At 67.3% G+C, this 17487-nt stretch carries 16 protein-coding genes; 4 read left to right on the top strand and 12 right to left on the bottom strand.

Going from position 1 to position 17487, the window contains the following annotated elements; all coding sequences use genetic code 11:
* Window positions 1-11: 11 nt before the first annotated feature.
* The 8 genes from HQ312_RS12650 to HQ312_RS12615 are packed head-to-tail and all read right to left on the bottom strand — an operon-like array spanning window position 12 to window position 9064.
* Window positions 12-1499 carry a cellulase family glycosylhydrolase gene (locus HQ312_RS12650; protein ID WP_222638804.1) on the bottom strand — a complete coding sequence of 496 codons (1488 nt, stop codon included), beginning with the start codon at window positions 1497-1499 and terminating at the stop codon, window positions 12-14.
* Window positions 1496-2725 (bottom strand): acyltransferase, encoded by a 1230-nt coding sequence (locus tag HQ312_RS12645; RefSeq protein ID WP_222638803.1) that lies wholly within the window; start codon window positions 2723-2725, stop codon window positions 1496-1498. The genes HQ312_RS12650 and HQ312_RS12645 overlap by 4 nt, the downstream gene beginning before the upstream one ends.
* Window positions 2722-4122: an O-antigen ligase family protein gene (locus HQ312_RS12640; RefSeq protein WP_222638802.1), complete on the bottom strand. Its 1401-nt coding sequence runs from the start codon at window positions 4120-4122 to the stop codon at window positions 2722-2724. The genes HQ312_RS12645 and HQ312_RS12640 overlap by 4 nt, the downstream gene beginning before the upstream one ends.
* On the bottom strand, window positions 4119-5231 hold the full coding sequence (locus tag HQ312_RS12635) for a glycosyltransferase family 4 protein (RefSeq protein ID WP_222638801.1): 1113 nt from the start codon (window positions 5229-5231) through the stop codon (window positions 4119-4121). Before HQ312_RS12635 ends, HQ312_RS12640 begins: the two co-directional genes overlap by 4 nt.
* Entirely contained in the window at window positions 5228-6406 is a 1179-nt protein-coding gene (locus HQ312_RS12630; protein WP_222638800.1) for a hypothetical protein, read from the bottom strand. Before HQ312_RS12630 ends, HQ312_RS12635 begins: the two co-directional genes overlap by 4 nt.
* Entirely contained in the window at window positions 6403-7524 is a 1122-nt protein-coding gene (locus HQ312_RS12625; protein WP_222638799.1) for a glycosyltransferase family 1 protein, read from the bottom strand. Before HQ312_RS12625 ends, HQ312_RS12630 begins: the two co-directional genes overlap by 4 nt.
* On the bottom strand, window positions 7524-8072 hold the full coding sequence (locus HQ312_RS12620) for an acyltransferase (protein ID WP_051613483.1): 549 nt from the start codon (window positions 8070-8072) through the stop codon (window positions 7524-7526). The genes HQ312_RS12625 and HQ312_RS12620 overlap by 1 nt, the downstream gene beginning before the upstream one ends.
* Entirely contained in the window at window positions 8069-9064 is a 996-nt protein-coding gene (locus HQ312_RS12615) for a GDP-mannose 4,6-dehydratase (protein WP_222638798.1), read from the bottom strand. The genes HQ312_RS12620 and HQ312_RS12615 overlap by 4 nt, the downstream gene beginning before the upstream one ends.
* A gap of 252 nt (window positions 9065-9316) precedes the next feature.
* On the opposite strand from HQ312_RS12615, the gene HQ312_RS12610 reads away from it, so the two are divergent.
* The gene (locus HQ312_RS12610) at window positions 9317-10669 is read left to right on the top strand and encodes a polysaccharide biosynthesis tyrosine autokinase (RefSeq protein ID WP_222638797.1); all 1353 of its coding nucleotides are present in this window, start codon (window positions 9317-9319) and stop codon (window positions 10667-10669) included.
* Here the strand turns inward: HQ312_RS12610 and HQ312_RS12605 are convergent.
* On the bottom strand, window positions 10639-11223 hold the full coding sequence (locus HQ312_RS12605; RefSeq protein ID WP_261782283.1) for an acyltransferase: 585 nt from the start codon (window positions 11221-11223) through the stop codon (window positions 10639-10641). The two genes, HQ312_RS12610 and HQ312_RS12605, sit on opposite strands and share 31 nt — an antisense overlap.
* A gap of 256 nt (window positions 11224-11479) precedes the next feature.
* On the opposite strand from HQ312_RS12605, the gene HQ312_RS12600 reads away from it, so the two are divergent.
* Both HQ312_RS12600 and HQ312_RS12595 read left to right on the top strand, forming a co-directional pair.
* Window positions 11480-12553: a glycosyltransferase gene (locus HQ312_RS12600; protein ID WP_222638796.1), complete on the top strand. Its 1074-nt coding sequence runs from the start codon at window positions 11480-11482 to the stop codon at window positions 12551-12553.
* Window positions 12550-13563: a GDP-mannose 4,6-dehydratase gene (locus tag HQ312_RS12595; protein ID WP_222638795.1), complete on the top strand. Its 1014-nt coding sequence runs from the start codon at window positions 12550-12552 to the stop codon at window positions 13561-13563. The genes HQ312_RS12600 and HQ312_RS12595 overlap by 4 nt, the downstream gene beginning before the upstream one ends.
* 40 nt (window positions 13564-13603) lie before the next feature.
* Here the strand turns inward: HQ312_RS12595 and HQ312_RS12590 are convergent, their stop codons facing one another.
* Window positions 13604-14953 (bottom strand): HNH endonuclease signature motif containing protein, encoded by a 1350-nt coding sequence (locus HQ312_RS12590; RefSeq protein ID WP_222638794.1) that lies wholly within the window; start codon window positions 14951-14953, stop codon window positions 13604-13606.
* Window positions 14954-15176: 223 nt separating this feature from the next.
* Between HQ312_RS12590 and HQ312_RS22320 the strand changes: the two genes are divergently transcribed.
* Window positions 15177-15677, top strand: a complete 501-nt coding sequence (locus tag HQ312_RS22320; protein WP_374198298.1) for a DUF72 domain-containing protein — start codon at window positions 15177-15179, stop codon at window positions 15675-15677.
* 66 nt (window positions 15678-15743) lie between these two features.
* Here HQ312_RS22320 and HQ312_RS12585 read toward each other — a convergent pair whose 3' ends face one another.
* Window positions 15744-16487 (bottom strand): SGNH/GDSL hydrolase family protein, encoded by a 744-nt coding sequence (locus HQ312_RS12585; protein ID WP_222638793.1) that lies wholly within the window; start codon window positions 16485-16487, stop codon window positions 15744-15746.
* Between the two features lie 344 nt (window positions 16488-16831).
* On the bottom strand, window positions 16832-17487 hold a 656-nt coding region (locus HQ312_RS12580; protein WP_222638792.1), incomplete at its 5' end, for a dTDP-glucose 4,6-dehydratase.

The following is a 17487-nucleotide window of genomic DNA, read 5'->3' as shown; positions in this document are numbered from 1 at the left end:
GCCCAGCCGCGTCACCGGTCGCGCACCACCACTGCCCCGTCCGTCGGGTTCCACAGGATGCGGCCGGACTCGAAGTCCACGACGCGCTGACCGTCGGGCGCCTCGTACTCCCCGGTGACCGGGAACCCGAGCTCCGGCCGCCACTGATCGAGGATCGCGCCGACGACGGCCCACGTGCCGAACCGCGGATCGGAGAACACCCGGAACCCGCCGTCGGCCAGCAGGTCCTGGTATCCGTCGTGGAACGGGCCCGCCGGAACGAGCCCCGTGGTGCGGGCGATGTCGGCGACCGCCGGCGGCGAGGTGAGCCAGCCGCTCGAAGTCGAGTACAGGCTGCCGTGGGTGTACTGGCGGCCCGAGCCCGCGGGGAGTGCGAAGACCGGGCCCCGCGGCTCGCCCAAGTCGGAGGGTGCGGCGGCGTCGAACCGGTTCGCGATGTCGCGCTGGGGCAGCCCCGCCGCGGCCAGTGCGGCCAACTGTCCGTAGACGGGTTTGGGTACGAAGGCATCGTCGAGCACGCCGAAGCGGGCCTCCGGATCGGGGGACAGGCTGTCGCCGTCACGGACGGTGTAGACGTAGAACGGCCCGCCGTACGGCACCTCACCCCACTGCTGCGCCGACTCCACGACGAGCCGCGCCTGCGTGTCCGCGTCCACGCCGGTGTCGGGCGCGCCGTACTCGGTGATCCAGATGCGTGCCGCCGCATCCCCGTGCGCCACCATCGTCTGCCGCATCCTGATGATCTGCTGCACAGCTGAATTGGGGTACAGTCCGGCGTCGGCGAGGGTGGTGCCGTAGTCGTACGCGTGGTACGAGAGCGCGTGGAACGACCCGGCCGCACCGGCGTCGTACATACCCACGAGGAACTCGTTCGAGTCCATCCGGCCGTCGGTGGTGTCCGTGTTGCCCAGTGCCCCGGCCACGACGACGGCGTCGGGATCGGACGTGGTGACGGCGGTGAAGGCGGACCGCAGCATGGCGGTGTACCGGACGGGGTCGGGGTTCGGCCAGAAGAACAGTCGGCCGTTCGGCTCGTTCCAGATCTCGTAGGTCGACACCCGCCCGCGATACCGATCGGCGACGACACCCGCGAACGCGCCGTACTCCTGCGGGTTTCGGGGAGCCGCTGCGGCGAGGTCGGAGAACCCGATGGCCGCCCACGCCGGTGTCGTGGTCAGCGTGGCCACCACGTCCAGGCCGGCCGCCCTGGCAGCGTCGACCACCCGATCGGAGGGTCGCCAGTCGTACTGACCCCGAGCAGGTTCGGCGAAGCGCCACGAGATGTCGATTCGAACCGATGTCGCCCCGCCGTCGCGGACCGCGGCCATCGTCCGGAAGACGTCCGCGTCGTCGGCCCACAGGATGGACGACCCGGTGGAGTAGCCGAGTACCCGGGGAGGCGCCGCCGATTCCTCGGGCACGGGCGGCGCACTCCGGTCCCGCGCGCACCCCGCCGCCACTGCCGCGGCCGCGAGCACGAGGAACCCCCGTCGGTTCACGTGGTACGTCCGGCTCGCCATCGCATCATCGGTCGTTCCACCAGGTAGTAAGTAAGCGACCCGAGCGCCACTGTCAGGGACATGACCAGCACGAATCCCCACACGAGACCGAGTGCGGTGGGCGGGATGGGAATCCCCGCACGGCCGACCAGGACCAGAACCGGGTAGTGCCACAGATAGGAGGACAGGGAGACCATGCCGAGATACTTGAGCGGCGCCCAGTCGGTCATCCTCGCGAGGCGGGAGTCCTCGCCGCGGCCGAGAGGCGCGACGATCGCGAGAATGGAGGCGCACGAGGCGATCGCGAACACCGAGGAGATGTAGCGAGATCCGAGCGCGAACAGCAGCATCGAGCCGGACAGCGCCAGGACGGCGATGCTGAGGAGAACCGCCGACAACCGCGACGTCGACAAGCGGGAGAAGGCTCCCCGGGCGATCGCGGCGTAGACGACGGCCGCCACCATGCCCCAGGCGAAGTGGTCGGCGAGAGCGAGGAAGCTGCGCGAGAACACCGCGACCCAGTTCGGTCCCCAGTACTGCTCGAGCGGTGGGAGGCCGCTCGCGTGCTGCAGCCTGCCGACGATCGTGTTGGCGATCAGCGCGAGCGCGATGAGCGCCACCGCGGGGATCAGCGCGGTCACGAGGGGTCGCCGGCCGCCGCGGCCGAACCGGAAGAGCAGGAAGCCCGCTATCGGGAGGACGAGGTAGAAGCCCCACTCGGTGCTCAGCGACCAGGAGGGGTTGATTCCGGTCTGCAGAGTGCTGGGGAAGTACGACTGGGTCAGCGTCAGATGCGCCAGGAGGGGGAGCGGCGCGGTGATGGTGCCGGTACCGTCGGCGGAATGATCCCAGCCGCTCGTCACGGGATTCACCACGTAGCCGGCGCCCAGGACGAAGTTCACGATCAGGAAGATGACGATGTAGGCGGGAAACACCCGTCGGACGCGGGCGACGAAGTAGCGCTTCGTGTTCGGGAACACTGCCCCGTCGGCGAAGCGCGTGACGTACGGCAGGTAGAGCAGGAACCCGGACAGTGCGAAGAAGAACGTGAGGGCCTGGCCCAGGAAGTCGATCCGCGTCGACGCGACGATGTTCGGGGTGTGCACCACGGCCACGTGGGCGAGGACGACGCAGATCGCGGCGACACCGCGGGGGCCTTCCAGCCCGGCGATCCAGGCCTTCCGCTGGGTCGGCGGTGCGGTGACGGGAGCGGGAGTATCGGTCACCGTGGAACCTCCTGCAGTCGAGCATGATCGGGTTCGACGGCGCTGTCGTCCGGTGTGGGTGTCGGGTTGACTGTGAGCAGAGCGAGGAAGACCGAGAACACCATCGTGACGATCGGATTGGTGACCACCGGGAAGTCCAGTTGCAGTGCGACGAGCAGGAATCCGATGAAGGCCGCACCGATCACGCCGGCCTGCCAGTGCGTCGACGAGCGCATCCGTCGGTACGCGATGACCAGCGCGGCCAGCAGCAGCGCGAGGAACACGACGCCGACGATGATGCCCCCGCGATAGAGCGTCAGCAACGGGGTGTTGGCGACATAGTTCGCGTTGTAGCCGGCCACCTCGTCGATGAGCTCGAGGGCACCCCACCCGCGCCCGAAGAACCAGTGCCCGTCCATCGATGGGAGAAAGTTCGCGAGTGCGCGTGCCCTGTCGTCGGTTCCGCGGTCGGACGAGCCGAAGCTGGACAGGAACCGCGCGTTGACGGCGGGGATGGCGAGTGCGACAGCCGCGCCCAGCAGTGTGGCCGCCACGACGATCACGCGGGTCCGTGCCCGCAGTCGCTGGAACGCGAGGTACACCGCCAGCGCGACGATCACCGACAGGATGGCCGAGCGCGACAGGGTCGCCATCAGCGCCAGTCCGATGACGGCACTCGACACGATGCGGATCCACCCGCGGGTCAACGCCAACGCGAGGGCGAAGCCGAGGAACAGAAAGATGCCCGCCACGTTCGGGTCGATGTAGGTGCCGGCCAACCGACGGATGGATGTACCACCCACCTCGAACCAGCGCAGCGTGGTGCCGATGGTCCCGGTGTTCCCGTACCCGATGGGGGACAGGACGGAGATCGCCGTCCCGGTGCGGTCGAAGAACAGGATCAGGAGGGAGGCGCCGCCGCCCACCGCCGCGCCGCACACGTAGGACAGGCCGAAGCGGCGCAGGTCGACCGCATCGAGTCGGAGCAGCGGGAAGATCAGTGACGTCGCCACTGCCCATTTCAGGAACTCGGTGACATGGACTCCGCTGGTGGCGCTCTGGGTGACCGAGGCGAGCGAGACGAGCAGGAGCAGCGCCACCATCACGTCGAGGCTGCGCACCCGCAGGACAGGGGGCGGGTGGGTGAGCATCGCGGCCCACACCGCGACCGCGAGGAGCAGCACCGCGGGTCCCGCGCCGGGAATCACCGCGAACGGGATGCCACCGAGCGTGAATCCCAGTGCAGCATAGACGAACTTGGGTGAGGCAAGGGTGACCGTCACGCCGACCACCATGCCGATCAGGCCCACCGCGAGCAGCCGGGCCGCGCTGGTATTGGAGCCGGAGAGCAGCCCCACCGCGACGGCCACACCGGCGCCGAGGCTACCCACCAGGAGAGACGCTCTGCGGGGGGTCATGGCGCCAACCACTCCTGCACCGCGCGGTGCGGCGCGCCCTCGTTCCAACGGTCGGCGTTGGCTCGGTAGAGGGCGTCGCCGTCGGCCACCGCGGCCGAACGGTCGAGCAGGTAGCGCCGGCAGCGCTGCACGAACTCGTGCTTGTCGTCGATGCCGTCGATTCCCAGGACGGGTCCGAGCGATCCGACGGCTGCGGTGGTGCCGACGACGGGCATGCCCCGGCTGGCCGCGTCGAGGATCTTCACCCGGACTCCGCCGCCGGTGACGATGGGCGCGACCATGGCGCGGCTGGTCGAGAGGAACGCGTCCAGGTCGTCGACGAAGCCCAGATCCTCCACACCGGGCGGCAGCGGTACGGGCCGGCCGGGTCCGCGCGAGCCGACGATGCGCAGTTCCGCACCGTCGATGCCGCGGGCGATGTCCGGCCACCACGTCAGCAGCCGTTCGAACGCCTCCTGGTTGGGCGACCACTGCCGGTCGCCGAGGAACACCAGTCGAGGGCCGGAACTTCCGATGTCCACTCTCGGTTTCGGAGGTAACGTCAAATTCAGCCAATGGGCTCGTCGCACCCCGTGGTCCAGGTAGAACTGTGCTTCCTCCTCGTCGTACGTGCCGACGGTGTAGGCCTTTCGCGCCACACGCAGCTCGTCGCTGACGATTCGACGTGAGTCGACCCGGCCGAGCACCCCGCGGGTCGCCTTCCACACCAACGTCTCCGACACGACGGTGCTCACCGCGAGGATGGGGTCTCCGTGTCGACGGGTATGTGCCCGCGAGGAGTGCAGGAACGCCTCGGCCATGTAGCTGTGGTCGGCGACGAAGATGTCGGCGTCGGTGTCGTCCACGGCCTTCACGAGGCTGTCCGAGGTGAAGCGCGTGTGCACCAGACTGCGACGGGTGCGCAGGCTCCGGCTCACCAGTTCGGCCGGGCGCGGAGCCGTCTTGGGAATGCGGACGACGTCGGCCTCCGCCACCTCCGGGCGGCCGGAGAGGCACACGACGGCAACGTCGTACGACGACCGGGCGAGCGTCATCACCAGGTTCGCCATCGTCAGATCGCCGGTCGACTCGAACCGGGGATCCTTGGCCAGGAGAAATGCCGCTTTCATCGAGTAGCCCTGTCGTGAAGTGGTTCTCGGATGGAGGACGACGCCGCGCCGTGCACGGCGCGGTGGTACACGAACAGCAGGGCCGCCTCGCACACCACACAGGCCACGGCCGCGCCGTACCCGCCGAGCGGTCCCACGAGCAACGCCAGTGCCGCGAGCTTCGCCACCGCCACGGCGACGGTGGCTTTCACCCGCAGGGCGTCGCGCTTCTGCACGAACAGCACCACGATGAACGAGTGGTTGATCGCCCGCGCGACCACGAACAGCGAGAGGATCAGCGTGATGTGGCCGGTGTAGTCGGCGCCGCCCCAGAGCAGGATGCCGACGCCGATGACGGCCATCGACCCACCGGTGAGCAGGCCGACCTTGACGACGTCGCGAAGCGCCGGCGCTCCCGACACGTGACCGCCGACCGCCCGGATCTTCTCGAGGTAGGTGTTGGCATAGTTCTGGCCGATGGTCGAGATGGCCAGTGCCGCCACGAGTGCCACGGAGTAGTAGCCCGCGACCTCGTCGCCCGCGACCCACCCGATCACGACGACGTCGCCCTGCGCGTAGAGGGCGGCGGCGAGAGCCTCGAAGGAGAGCAGCGCGAACTCCTTCGGCCCGCCGGGTGCGGCGGGGGTCCGTCCGGGGACGTACCGGAGGCAGGCGGCCGCCACCACGAGGTAGGGGAGCAGGTACAGGGCCGCGGCTGTCGACAGCGACGGTGCCTCCACCGCATACAGATACGTGGCACCGAGGACGATGCTCGTGATCTGCCGGACCGCGTCGAAGCGCATGGCGACGTCGGGACGTCCCTCCCGGAGCAGGTGGCTCTTCCAGGTGTTGAACAGAAGCTCGCCCGCCGCGACGATCACGGCGAAACCCACGACGAACGACGCGGTGAACGCGGCGACACCGACCACCGCCACCACCGAGCCGAACAGCACGCGGGCGCAACGCTCCCGCTCGTACCTGGCCTCGTCGAGTCGAAGGGAGCGGACGTAGAACGCGTTGTCGATGCCGGCGTTCACGATGGCAGCCGTCGCCACCGCGACGGCGTACTGCCCGTAGGAGCCGATGCCGAGGGTGTGGATGAGGGCGAACGTCCAGCCGAGCCCGACGAGCCGGCCGCTGTAGTTCCAGAACGACGCCACCCCCGTGCGGAGGAGATGGCTGTCGAGCGCTCTCATTGCACCGAGTACTCGGCGGCGTCGACGCTCGCCCCGGCGGACCACGCGTCGAGGAAGACGGCCGCACAGTGGGTCATGGCGTCGGCTCGCCGTACCGCGTCGACCTGGCGGGTGAGATCGTCGAGCCGGGCGCTGTCGCGCACCACATCGAGTACCGCGGCCGCGAGATCGTCGACGCTGTCGACTCCCACGGCGCCTCCGCGCTCCACCGTCTCGGCGAGCGCTCCCTCGGTGATGCAGACGATGGGCGTTCCGTAGGCGAACGATCGGGTGACGGCGCTGGAGGCGGGATAGGCCTTGCCGTACGGATTGTGCTTGGAGTACGGCACCAGAAGCAGTCGGATCGACTCGAAGAAGCGGTCCTCGTCGGGACCGTTGACCTCGCCCACGAGGGTCACACCGGCCATCGCCGGCAGTGCCGCCGTTCCTCGTCCGGCGGCGCGGATGTCGATGTCGACGTCCAGTTCCTCGCGCAGACGGCCGATGAGATCGAAGCCCTTGCCGCGGTAGACATGGCCGAACAAGCCGACGGCGAGTGGACGCTCCGCGGGCGGAGTGAGGTCGGGGCGGGCCGGCACGAAGATGCGTGCCGCGACCGGGTGTGACCGGGGGAAGGTACGACGGATGCTGTCGGCGCCCATCGTCGTGAGGGCGAAGACGGTGCGCCCCCGCAACACTCGACGCTGCAACGCGGTGGTGACGATCCGGAACGGATAGTGGACGGCGTGGTGCAGGAGGCGGTGGCGCCCCACCGACTTGGTCTTGAACGGCCACCACACCGGGTACGGCGGATCGTGCACCGTGGCCGTGACGGTCACCCCGCGCAGCAGCGATGCCCAGAACACCGACAGCGACCCGCCGCTCTGCTCGAAGTGCACGAGGGTGGGGCCCTGCGCCGACGAGGCCTTCACCAGCGCGCGGATCCGTCGCGCATGCGCGAGCACCTCGCGCGCCGTCTCCGCACCCTCGGTCTCGATGCGGTAGTCGACGACGTCGAGGAAGTGCGGGGCGACCTCGGCGAGAAAATCGTCGGCGTAGTCGCCGACGCCGCTGCGGCCGGCAGCCGGTGCGACGTAGACCAGCCGCGTACGGGCGAGATCCACCACGTCGGGTCCCATCAGTAGAGGAGTGGGCGGAAGGTGGGGTGGTAGTCCAACGCGGACGTGCGCTTGCCCAGCGCCGTGGCGGGAACGCCGGCGGCGATCTCCATCTCGCCCACGTCGCGGCGGACCAGCGACGCGGCACCGATCACGGCGCCGGCGCCGATCTCCACGTCCCGCAGCACGGTGGCGCGGCTCGCGATCCACGCGTGGTGTCCCACGTGCACCGGCCCGAGGCGGACACCGAAATCGTCACTGTCGACGTCGTGGTCCCCGGTGATGATGTGGACGTCGGACGCGATCACCACGTCGTCGTCGATGAGGAGACCCCCGCGGGCGTCCAGCAGCACGGACGACCCGATGGACACGTTGTTGCCGATCACCAGCCGTCGGAGCCCGAACGTCGTGGAGCCCAACATGATCGACGAGCCCGTGCCGATGGTGGCGCCGAAGAAGCGGAGCCACCCCTGACGGAGTGTGTGCGACGGGATGTGGGTGATCAGGAAGTTGAAGACGCGCTCACCCAGTTGTTCCTTGCGCGTGCTCGAGTAAGGCGCGGAGTTCACAGGGCACCGGCCGCACGCTTGGACTGATCGTCGACGTCGTGCCGCACCATCATGCGGACCAACTCGTCGAAGCCGACCTTGGGACGCCAGCCGAGCGTCTCCCGTGCCTTCGTGGAATCGCCGATGAGTTCGTCCACCTCGGCCGGTCGCATGAAGGCCGGATCGATGTGCACCCGCTCGCTCCAGTCGGAGATGCCGATCTCGTCGAACGCGATGTCGAGCAGTTCGCGGATCGAGTGCGTCTCACCGGTGGAGATGACGTAATCGTCGGCGTGGTCGTGCTGCAGCATCAACCACATCGCCTCGACGTAGTCGCCGGCGAAGCCCCAGTCGCGCTTGGCGTCCAGGTTTCCCAGTGCGATCTCGTCCTGCAGGCCCAATGTGATGCGAGCGACGGCCTGCGACACCTTTCTGGTGACGAATTCCGGTCCACGGCGCGGTGATTCATGATTGAACAAGACGCCGGAGCTGGCATGCATGCCGTAGGACTCGCGGTAGTTGATCGTCATGTAGTGGCCGTACACCTTGGCGACACCGTAGGGCGAGCGCGGCCAGAGAAGCGTCTTCTCGGTCTGCGGTACTTCCTGCACCTTGCCGAACATCTCGGAACTCGATGCCTGGTAGAACCGCACGTCGCGGCCGGAGCTGTCCTGGAAGAAGCGCACCGCCTCGAGGATGTTCAGCACACCGCCGCCGGTGACGTCACTGGTGAGGCGGGCGTTCTCCCACGAGTACGCGACGAAGGAGATGGCGCCGAGGTTGTAGACCTCGTCGGGCTTCGCATGGGCGACGGCGCGAATGAGGCTCACCAGATCGAGCAGGTTGCCGCTGATGATCTCGACGTACGGGTGGGTGACGCGGAGCAGATCCGCCTTGGGATTGTTCTGGCCGGCCACCAGGCCGAACACGTCATACCCCTTCTCGTGCAGCAGTTCGGCGAGGTACATGCCGTCCTGTCCGGTGATTCCTGTGATGAGAGCTCGCTTGGTCAAGACACACCATCGCTTCCGTCAGTCGAGCTCGAGTGTCCGAAACGCCGAACTCCGTCGCGTCGTGCTCATGTACGTCCCCGTAAACGGGGCCATTTCCGGGTATCGCCGTTTCATTCTGTCAGTGCGACTGCGCGAGCGGATGACCATTCTGTGACACCCATGTTGCCCTGCGCTTTTCACTGATCATCCGCATACTATGAGCAATCATTCCCGGCCACAATCGCTGGGTATCTTCCGCGGGGAGAACGGGTCATGGACATACGGGAGTATTTCTCGGCCTGGCGGAGACACTGGGTCACCATCGTGCTGTGCACCGTGCTCGCGGTCGGTGCTGCCGGTGCGGTGTCGGCCCTGTCGCAACCGACCTACGTGGCGACGGCGCGACTCTTCATCTCGACCACCGGTGCGGGCTCCATCAGCGACGCGTATCAGGGCAGCCTGTTCTCCACCGGTCGCGTCGCGTCGTACGCGGGGCTCGCGGTGGGCAAGCAGGTGGCCGAGCGCGCGATCGACGAACTGGGTCTGAACGTTCCTCCGGAGAGCGTGATGTCGAGAGTCACCGCCGCGGCCGTCACGGGATCGGTTCTGCTGGACGTCACGGCCAGCGACTCCGACGCGGCCGCTGCTCGAGACCTGGCCAATGCGGTGGCGTCCCAGACGAGCCAGCTCGTGCAGGAATTGGAGACGGCGCAGGCGGGGCAACTGCCGGCGGCCACCGCCACCGTGGCCGATTTCGCCGACCTCCCCGTCGCTCCCTCGAGTCCCCGCTGGGGCCGCAACCTGGTGTTCGGCCTGTTCGGAGGGTTGATCCTCGGTCTCGCGACGGCGGTGGGTCGCTCGGCCCTCGACTCGACCGTGCACACCGACGACGACATCGCGGCCGGCGCCGCCGGGCCCGTGCTCGGCGTCGTTCCCCGCCAGAACGACGCGATGGCCGACTCCTTGCTTCTCGGCTCGTCGTTCCCGACGGCGGAGGAAGCATTCCGCGAGATCCGCACGGCGATCCTCGCGCTCAGAACGGGCACGCCGCCGCGGACCATCGTGGTGGCGGCGCCGACGGTGGGGACCGGATCGACGACGGTGGCGGCAGGACTGGCGGCTGCACTGGCGGACACCGGCAGATCGGTGGCCCTCATCGACGCCGATTTCCGCGGCGGGAGGCTCCCGACTCTGTTCGGTATCGGGGGAGTGCCGGGGCTGAGCGAGTTGCTGCGCGGCAAGGCCACACTCGACGACGCCGTGGTGCCCACCGACCGCGACAACCTCAGCATCATCGGTACCGGCGTCGCCACCGAGTCGTCGAGCGCCCTGTTCGGCCGCGTGACGATGAACGAGATGGTCAAGCAACTTCACGAGTACTTCGAGTTCGTCATCATCGACGCACCGCCGGTGCTGTGCTCGGCCGACGCGGCCGTCCTCGCGGGAGTCGCGGACGGCGTCCTGCTGGTGGCGCTTCTGGGGTCGACCACCTCGGCGGATCTGACGCACTCGGTGGGGAAGCTGGGACTGTCCGGCGCGAGTGTCCTGGGGTGCGTGGCCACCAGCCACCGTCGGCGCAGACAGCACGACGCACCTCAGGTGAGGCGCGGGCTCCCTACCGGGTGATAGTCGAGAGCCGCGTCGCGTGTCCCGATGGGACGAGCAGGGACACCCGCGACGACGGTCCTCGGCGCCACGTCGTCGCGCACGAGCGACGCGGCTCCCACCACTGCACCGGCTCCGATGCGCACTCCGACCACCACCATCGACCGGCTGGCGATCCAGGCGTGGTGTCCGATGACGATGGGGCAGTAGGTGGTGCCGAAATCGTCCGAGTCGACGACGTGCTGGCCGCTGATCATCTGCACGTGCGTGTCGATCTCCACGTCGTCGTGGATGGTGACCTGCCCCCGCGCGTCGAGCAGGCAGCCTGCACCGATGGCGCAGTGCGCACCGATGACAAGGGAGCGCAGCCCCAGCACTCGGGTGCCCATCCTGATGGTCGTGCCCTCGCCGATGGTGGCCCCGAACAGCCGCAACCAGCCCACTCGAAGCGTGCGTGACGGGATCCGGGTGATCACCACGTTGTAGAGCCGCTCACCGGCCTGCTCCCGAGCGCCCGTCTGCACGCGGGAGACCCACTGCTTGCGCGAATCGTCCGTCGAGACCGGTGCCGCCATGCCGACAACTATGGCACGAAAATGGACGACTCGTCGTGGTCTGTCACCGTGCGCCCGCAACCTCGAAACAGTCGCAGTGCCGCTTTCCGGCCCGTTTCATCGACTTTATACGTAAAGTAGCCATGCCTTTTCCATTGTAAGAACGCGAGCGACGCGAACACACATTGTTCGGCGTGCGAAGAATGGTTCAGGGCGTTATGTTTCGTCTGCACGCGGGTGGGGAGCGTCGTGCCACCCACGACCGAGAAGGTGCGAGATGAAGATCGTGCATGTGTCGGAAGCGTTCGGTGGCGGGCTGCGGAGCGCCATCGTGAACTACGTCCGCGGTGCCGACGCCCACGAGCACCATCTGTTCGTTCGCACGCGCGTGGGGCACGAGACGTTCGACGTGCCGGAGACGGCGACCGTCCAGACGTTCGACGGCGACCTCATGGCGTTCCTCCGTGACGCACGAAGGCTCATCCTGGACAACGACTTCGACATCGTGCACCTGCATTCGAGCTACGCGGGGCTGCTCCGCGCGATGCTCCCCAAGGGCACCCGCATCGTCTACTCCCCGCACTGCTATGCCATGGAGGAGGGCCACCCGCCCGCGAAGCGTCTCACGTACTGGGCGGTGGAACGCTTCCTCGCCGGCCGCGAGCAGATGCTGATGGCCGTGAGTCCTCGCGAACTGGCCATCGGGCACGATCTCCGCCCGAGCATGCCGAGCCGCGAAGTGCCGAACACCGCCACCCCCATGTCCCTCGTCGTGGAGCGCCCGCCAGCGTCGGACCGCCCGTTGGTGGCGATGCTCGGGCGGATCGCCGACCAGAAGGACCCGCGCTTCTTCGCCGAGGTGGCCGAGGTGGTGGGCCCGTCGTGCGAGTTCGTGTGGATCGGGTCGGGTGACGAGGGGCGCGAGTGCCTCGAGCGAGCCGGCGTCCGTATCACGGGATGGATCGAGCCGACCGAGGTTCGTCGTCTGGTCCAGACGGCGAGCCTCTACCTCCACACCGCTGCGTGGGAAGGGGCTCCGCTGTCCACCCTCGAGGCGGCCGAGATGGGATGCCCGATTCTCAGCCGCTCTATTCCCAGCATGGTGTCGCTCAACTACCCCTTGGCCGGCACCACCCCGGTGGAGATGGCGATCGCTGTACGGCGCTTCTTCGCCGACCTCGACTACCAGGAGCTCGTGAGAGCGCAGTCGGTGGAGGTGGCGAAGTCCTTCGACTTCGCGCTGATGGCCGGGCGGTTGACCGAGGCGTACGACTTCGCCCGCTCACGCCTGGGCAACACCGCGAACGTGGCTGGGGATCGAGGCACGCGGGACGGCATACTGACCGCATGAGCACCGGCCCTACCGACGTGGAGCTCGACGACACCGCACCCGTGGCGCTGATCACCGGAGTGGGTGGTCAGGACGGCACCTACCTGGCCGAGCTGTTGGTGTCGAAAGGGTGGCAGGTCCACGGCATCGCCCGCCCGGACGACGACGGACCCCCGTTCCTGCAGTACCTCGACGGTGTCACCGTGCGATATCAGGACATCGCCGACCCGATCGCAACGACGACGGCGGTGCAGGAGATCGCGCCCGACTACGTCTTCCACCTGGCCGGCATCTCGTCCGTGTGGAAGTCGTGGCAGGACCCGGTGACCACCACGCGAGTCAACGGAGTCTCCGCGGCGGCGTTGCTCGACGCCTGCCTGCAGCAGCAGGAGAAGTCGGGGAAGAAGGTGATGGTGGTGAACGCCTCGTCCGCCGAGATCTTCGCCGGATCGACCGAGTCTCCGCAGACCGAGGACACCCCTATCCGGCCCACGTCGCCGTACGGCGCGTCCAAAGCGTTCTCGCACAACCTCGTTCAGGTCTACCGAGCCCGCGGTCTCGAGGGCACCAACGCGATTCTGTACAACCATGAGTCGCCTCGTCGACCGACCACCTTCGTCACCCGCAAGATCACCGCGGCTGTCGCCGCCATCGCGGCCGGCAAGCAGGACACCCTGACACTCGGCGACACGAGCATCCGGCGTGATTGGGGCTGGGCCCCGGACTACGTCGACGCGATGTACAGGATGGCGATGCACGGGAAGGGCGACGACTTCATCGTGGCGACGGGGGAGGCGAGGTCGATCATGGACTTCGTCGCGGCTGCGTTTGGGGCGGTGGGTATTTCGGACTGGCAGGATCTGGTCAAGTCCGATGCAACCCTGACGAGGCCTGCAGATTCCGCAGTGAGCATCGGCAGCCCGCTGAAGGCGAGGAACGAGCTGAATTGGTCGGTCACAACTGATTTCGATGCCATCGTCGAATCGATGGTCCAGCATGATCGTGCGCTGGATGGGGAACCAACCCAGTAACGTCTGCCCTGGGTAGGACGGATACCCGGTCGCCATGGCGTCAGGCGGCCGGTTCGTCGTCGTCCCACAGGAAATCCGCGGGATGGTGATAGTGGTTGATACGCCCACGTCGTTGTGGGTCGACGATGGCAGGTGGGTGCCACAGAGTTCTGCCCGCGTAGAGGTGACCTGGCGGCGCTGTCGATGTGGACCATCCGAGCGGTCCGTCGTGAATCATCGGATGGTGCATGTCGCAGACGTAGGTCAGCAAATCGATGTCGGTCGATCCGCCGTCCTGCCATTCTTCGATGTGATGTACCTGGGACTCGATGGCGGGGCGATCACATCCCGGTGCGGTGCATCCTCGGTCCGAGGCGAGAAGCACGAGTCGTTGGTCTTCGGATGCGAGGCGTCTGGTGCGCCCGAGGTGCAGGATGCGACCGTCGTCGTCGTCGAAGATGGCGAGGTAGTGGTCGGCGTGGGCGCCCATACGAATGAGATCCGGTATCGGCACGGTGGTTCCCGACGCGGTGGTGGCGAATCCGGCACAGCGCCGCAGCTCTGAGAGTGTCGTAGTCACGATGACCTTCACTGGAAGGCCGCGGTGCTGACCGAGTGTCCCCGAGGAAAGTGTCTGGCGCAGAACCATCTTGAAGGCATCGTGTAGCCGCTGGGGGCGGGTGCGGTGATCGCGCGTGCGGGTCGCGGCGTCGGGTTCGACGCCGTCGACGACAGGCGCAGCGGTGTCGTCGGGATTGTTCATGCCCCGCTGGGCGAACTTCGCGCCGATTGCCTCTGCGTACGCCACTGTTTCGGGATCCAGGACGAAGCGACCCGACAGCATGCCGTCGGGGCCGACCTTGCCGGGGAAGATGCCCCTTTTACGGACGCGATCGGCCGGCGTTTCGAACCCGGCCTCCTCGATGATGTGCGCGGCGATTCTCTCGGAGAGCATCGCGAGCTCGCCCGGTCGAACGGTGTGTGCCGCGGCAGCGAGGTGGCGCTCGGCATCCGCGCGCGTCCCGGAGTCGACAGCATTCGGGAGGCTCGCCATGAACTTACGGATGACCTTGGTGTGTGCAGGGTCGATGTTCCCGGCGCGGAGAGCGGCCGTGGTGTCGGGAAGCTCCGGTTCCATCCGGTCACCGAGCAGCGTGGTGCGGTCCCCGAGCTGAGCCGCGGCGGACAGCCGGCGACTGGCGGCTGCCCTGTCGATGTTCAGGACGAGAGACAGGGCGTCGGCGTTCCTGGCGCCCTTGGCATCGAATCCGCGTTGCTGCACCAGCTGGCCGAGCCACATGAGCGCCTGACCGTGGCGCGCCCTGGAGACGCGCTCGTCCCGCACGAGGAGAGCAAGCCTGTCATCGGTGCCGAGGTGGGAAGTGTCGTAGGCGGCGATGCGACGCGTCACCTCCTCCTGGGCTGCGATCAGCTCGGACAGAGTGGGGTCAGCGATGGCCCAGGGGGTTGAATCCCCCTGCGCACCAGCCTGATCGGCGGAATCATCGGCATCACGCCGAGACCCGTCGTTTCCCCCCGAAAACATGACCTGAAGTTACCGCACACCTCCGACAAAATCGAACGTCTGTTCGAATTGCCGACATGCGCGCAATATCCGTATAAGGCTGCAACCGATGGTGCATCGCAGCAGCACCGTCGGGCGCTCACCTGTGTCATGCCGTCGGCACGAGAGAGGTGGGATCGTGGTTCCTCCCTGCATCGGAATATGCGGGTGGCGGTACCGGGCGTGGCGCGGACTTATGTCCGCAGGGGCTGGCTCGACTCTGCGAATTGGCCCACGCCGCGGAGAGATCAACTCGATCTACGCCAACGGGTCTCTCTATTCGCTCCAGCGTGCCACCAGCTACGCCAGATGGCGGGACGAGATTACCGACGGGATCCTCTTCGCGGTGAACTGGCCCCGCTTCATCGTGCACATGACAAAGCTGCGGGATGTCGACGCTGCGCTGGGCAACATTTGCGGGCCGGGAGTGCTGGCTCGGGCTCCGCCTCGGACCGATTTTGTTGCAGCTCCCGGCCGCGGTCACGTTTGCTGTCGCCAACATGGAGTACTTCTCGGTGAGGTGCCGCGGAACATGGTGACCGGTGCCCGCCGGCCGGGTTGTGCACCGTAGACGAGCTACTTGAGCACCCCGAGCAGTCACAAACATGAGGAAGCTGTTCGCGAAGCGCTGCGTTGCCTAGCGGTTTGTGGGGGCGCAGGTATCCCGCTGGAGCACGCCGGCACCCGTGAATGCCGTGCTGAGGTCTTTGGTTAGTTCTCGGTGACCAGCGTCCGTGGGGTGCAGTCGGTCGGTGCCGTACAGGCCATCGTCTTCCAGCCATCCCAGCTCGATCGGGTCGATGAATGTTGCCCCGGCCGCGATTGCCGCGTCGCGGATTTCATCTCGGGTGGCGCGGACACCGGCCGGGTCGATCGAGGGTGGCGTCGTCGGGCCGACGACGACGATCTTCGCCTGCGGCGCGCCGGTCTTGATCGCGGCGTACGTCTCCGCTGCGGCTTCGGCAACGCCTGGTCGCCCCACGTCGTTGGTGCTTCCCTGCACGATGACCAGCTCTGGCCCGGTGCCCCAAGTGGCGGCGAGACGTGCCGGGGTCGTGAACGGCCGGGAACCGTCGGGTCCAGGGTTGACGTACCCGGTACCCGACTCGGCGACGCGGTTGACGTTCCAGCAGAGCTTGTTCGACAGGAGCTTGACGTAGCCATCCAGGTTCGATGCTCCGACGCCGAGCGAGACCGCGTCACCCAGCACTGAAACTCGCAGGTACTGGTACTGCGCGGGAGGTGGGATTCTTGCAGCGATGCCCTCATCTACGGGGTCGGGCCTGGTGGCGGCGAATGCTGCCACCGCGGCGACGGCGAATGCGCAGACCAACACGATGACCACACTGAGCGCGGTCGCTGTTCGTCGCTTCTGAGCCATGTCGGGCATTCTGCCGTACCGACCGGCCTCGGCGCGTGTCGAGCTGTCGGGTGTTGAGGTCGACTGTCGACTGACAATCCCTCGCTACATCAGCAATAGCGAGCCGGGTTTGAAATGTTGAGCCGACGGGCGTTTGAACCGTCGACGGGGGTGCTGCCATCTATGGCTGTGCTGAAGTTCGCAGAACCATGGACTTATAACCCGCGCATTGCGCGAGACTTGTGGCGTACCTGCGGTCTGACTCGGTAGTAGGAAAAATGGAGAGAAGCCGCACTTGACTGCGCAGTCATTCTTGCCTTCCCTCACCTTCAATTCCGAGAGCGAGCCCAGCGCTGCCAGAAGTATCAGAGTGTTCTCTCCCCGGCCGCGGCGTAATTCTGCTCGGTGGTGCTCTTCTGCGCCTGCCACCAGGTCGGGTTGTCGCGGTACCAGTCGATGGTGGCGGCGAGTCCGCTGCGGAAGTCGGAGTAGCGGGGTGTCCAGCCGAGTTCGGTGCGCAGGCGGGTGCTGTCGATGGCGTAGCGCAGGTCGTGTCCGGGGCGGTCGGTGACGAAGTCGAAGTCGGCCTTGTCGTGGCCGCAGAGTTCGAGGATGGTCTCGACGACGGTGCGGTTGTCGACCTCGCCGTCGGCGCCGATGAGGTAGGTCTGGCCGAGGGCGCCCTTGTCGATGATGGTCCAGACGGCGGTGTTGTGGTCCTCGACGTGGATCCAGTCGCGGACGTTGAGTCCGGCGCCGTAGAGCTTGGGGCGGATGCCGGTGAGGACGCCGGTGATCTGGCGGGGGATGAACTTCTCGACGTGCTGGTAGGGCCCGTAGTTGTTGGAGCAGTTGGAGATGGTGGCGCGGACGCCGAAGGATCGGGTCCAGGCTCGCACCAGCAGGTCGCTGGAGGCCTTGGTGGAGGAGTACGGCGAGGAGGGGTTGTAGGGGGTGTTCTCGGTGAACCGGGCGGGGTCGTCCAGCTCGAGGTCGCCGTAGACCTCGTCGGTGGAGATGT

Source organism: Rhodococcus sp. BP-316 (genome assembly GCF_019836105.1).
Taxonomy (GTDB): Bacteria; Actinomycetota; Actinomycetes; order Mycobacteriales; family Mycobacteriaceae; genus Rhodococcoides.
This window is presented reverse-complemented; position numbering and strand designations above follow the sequence as displayed.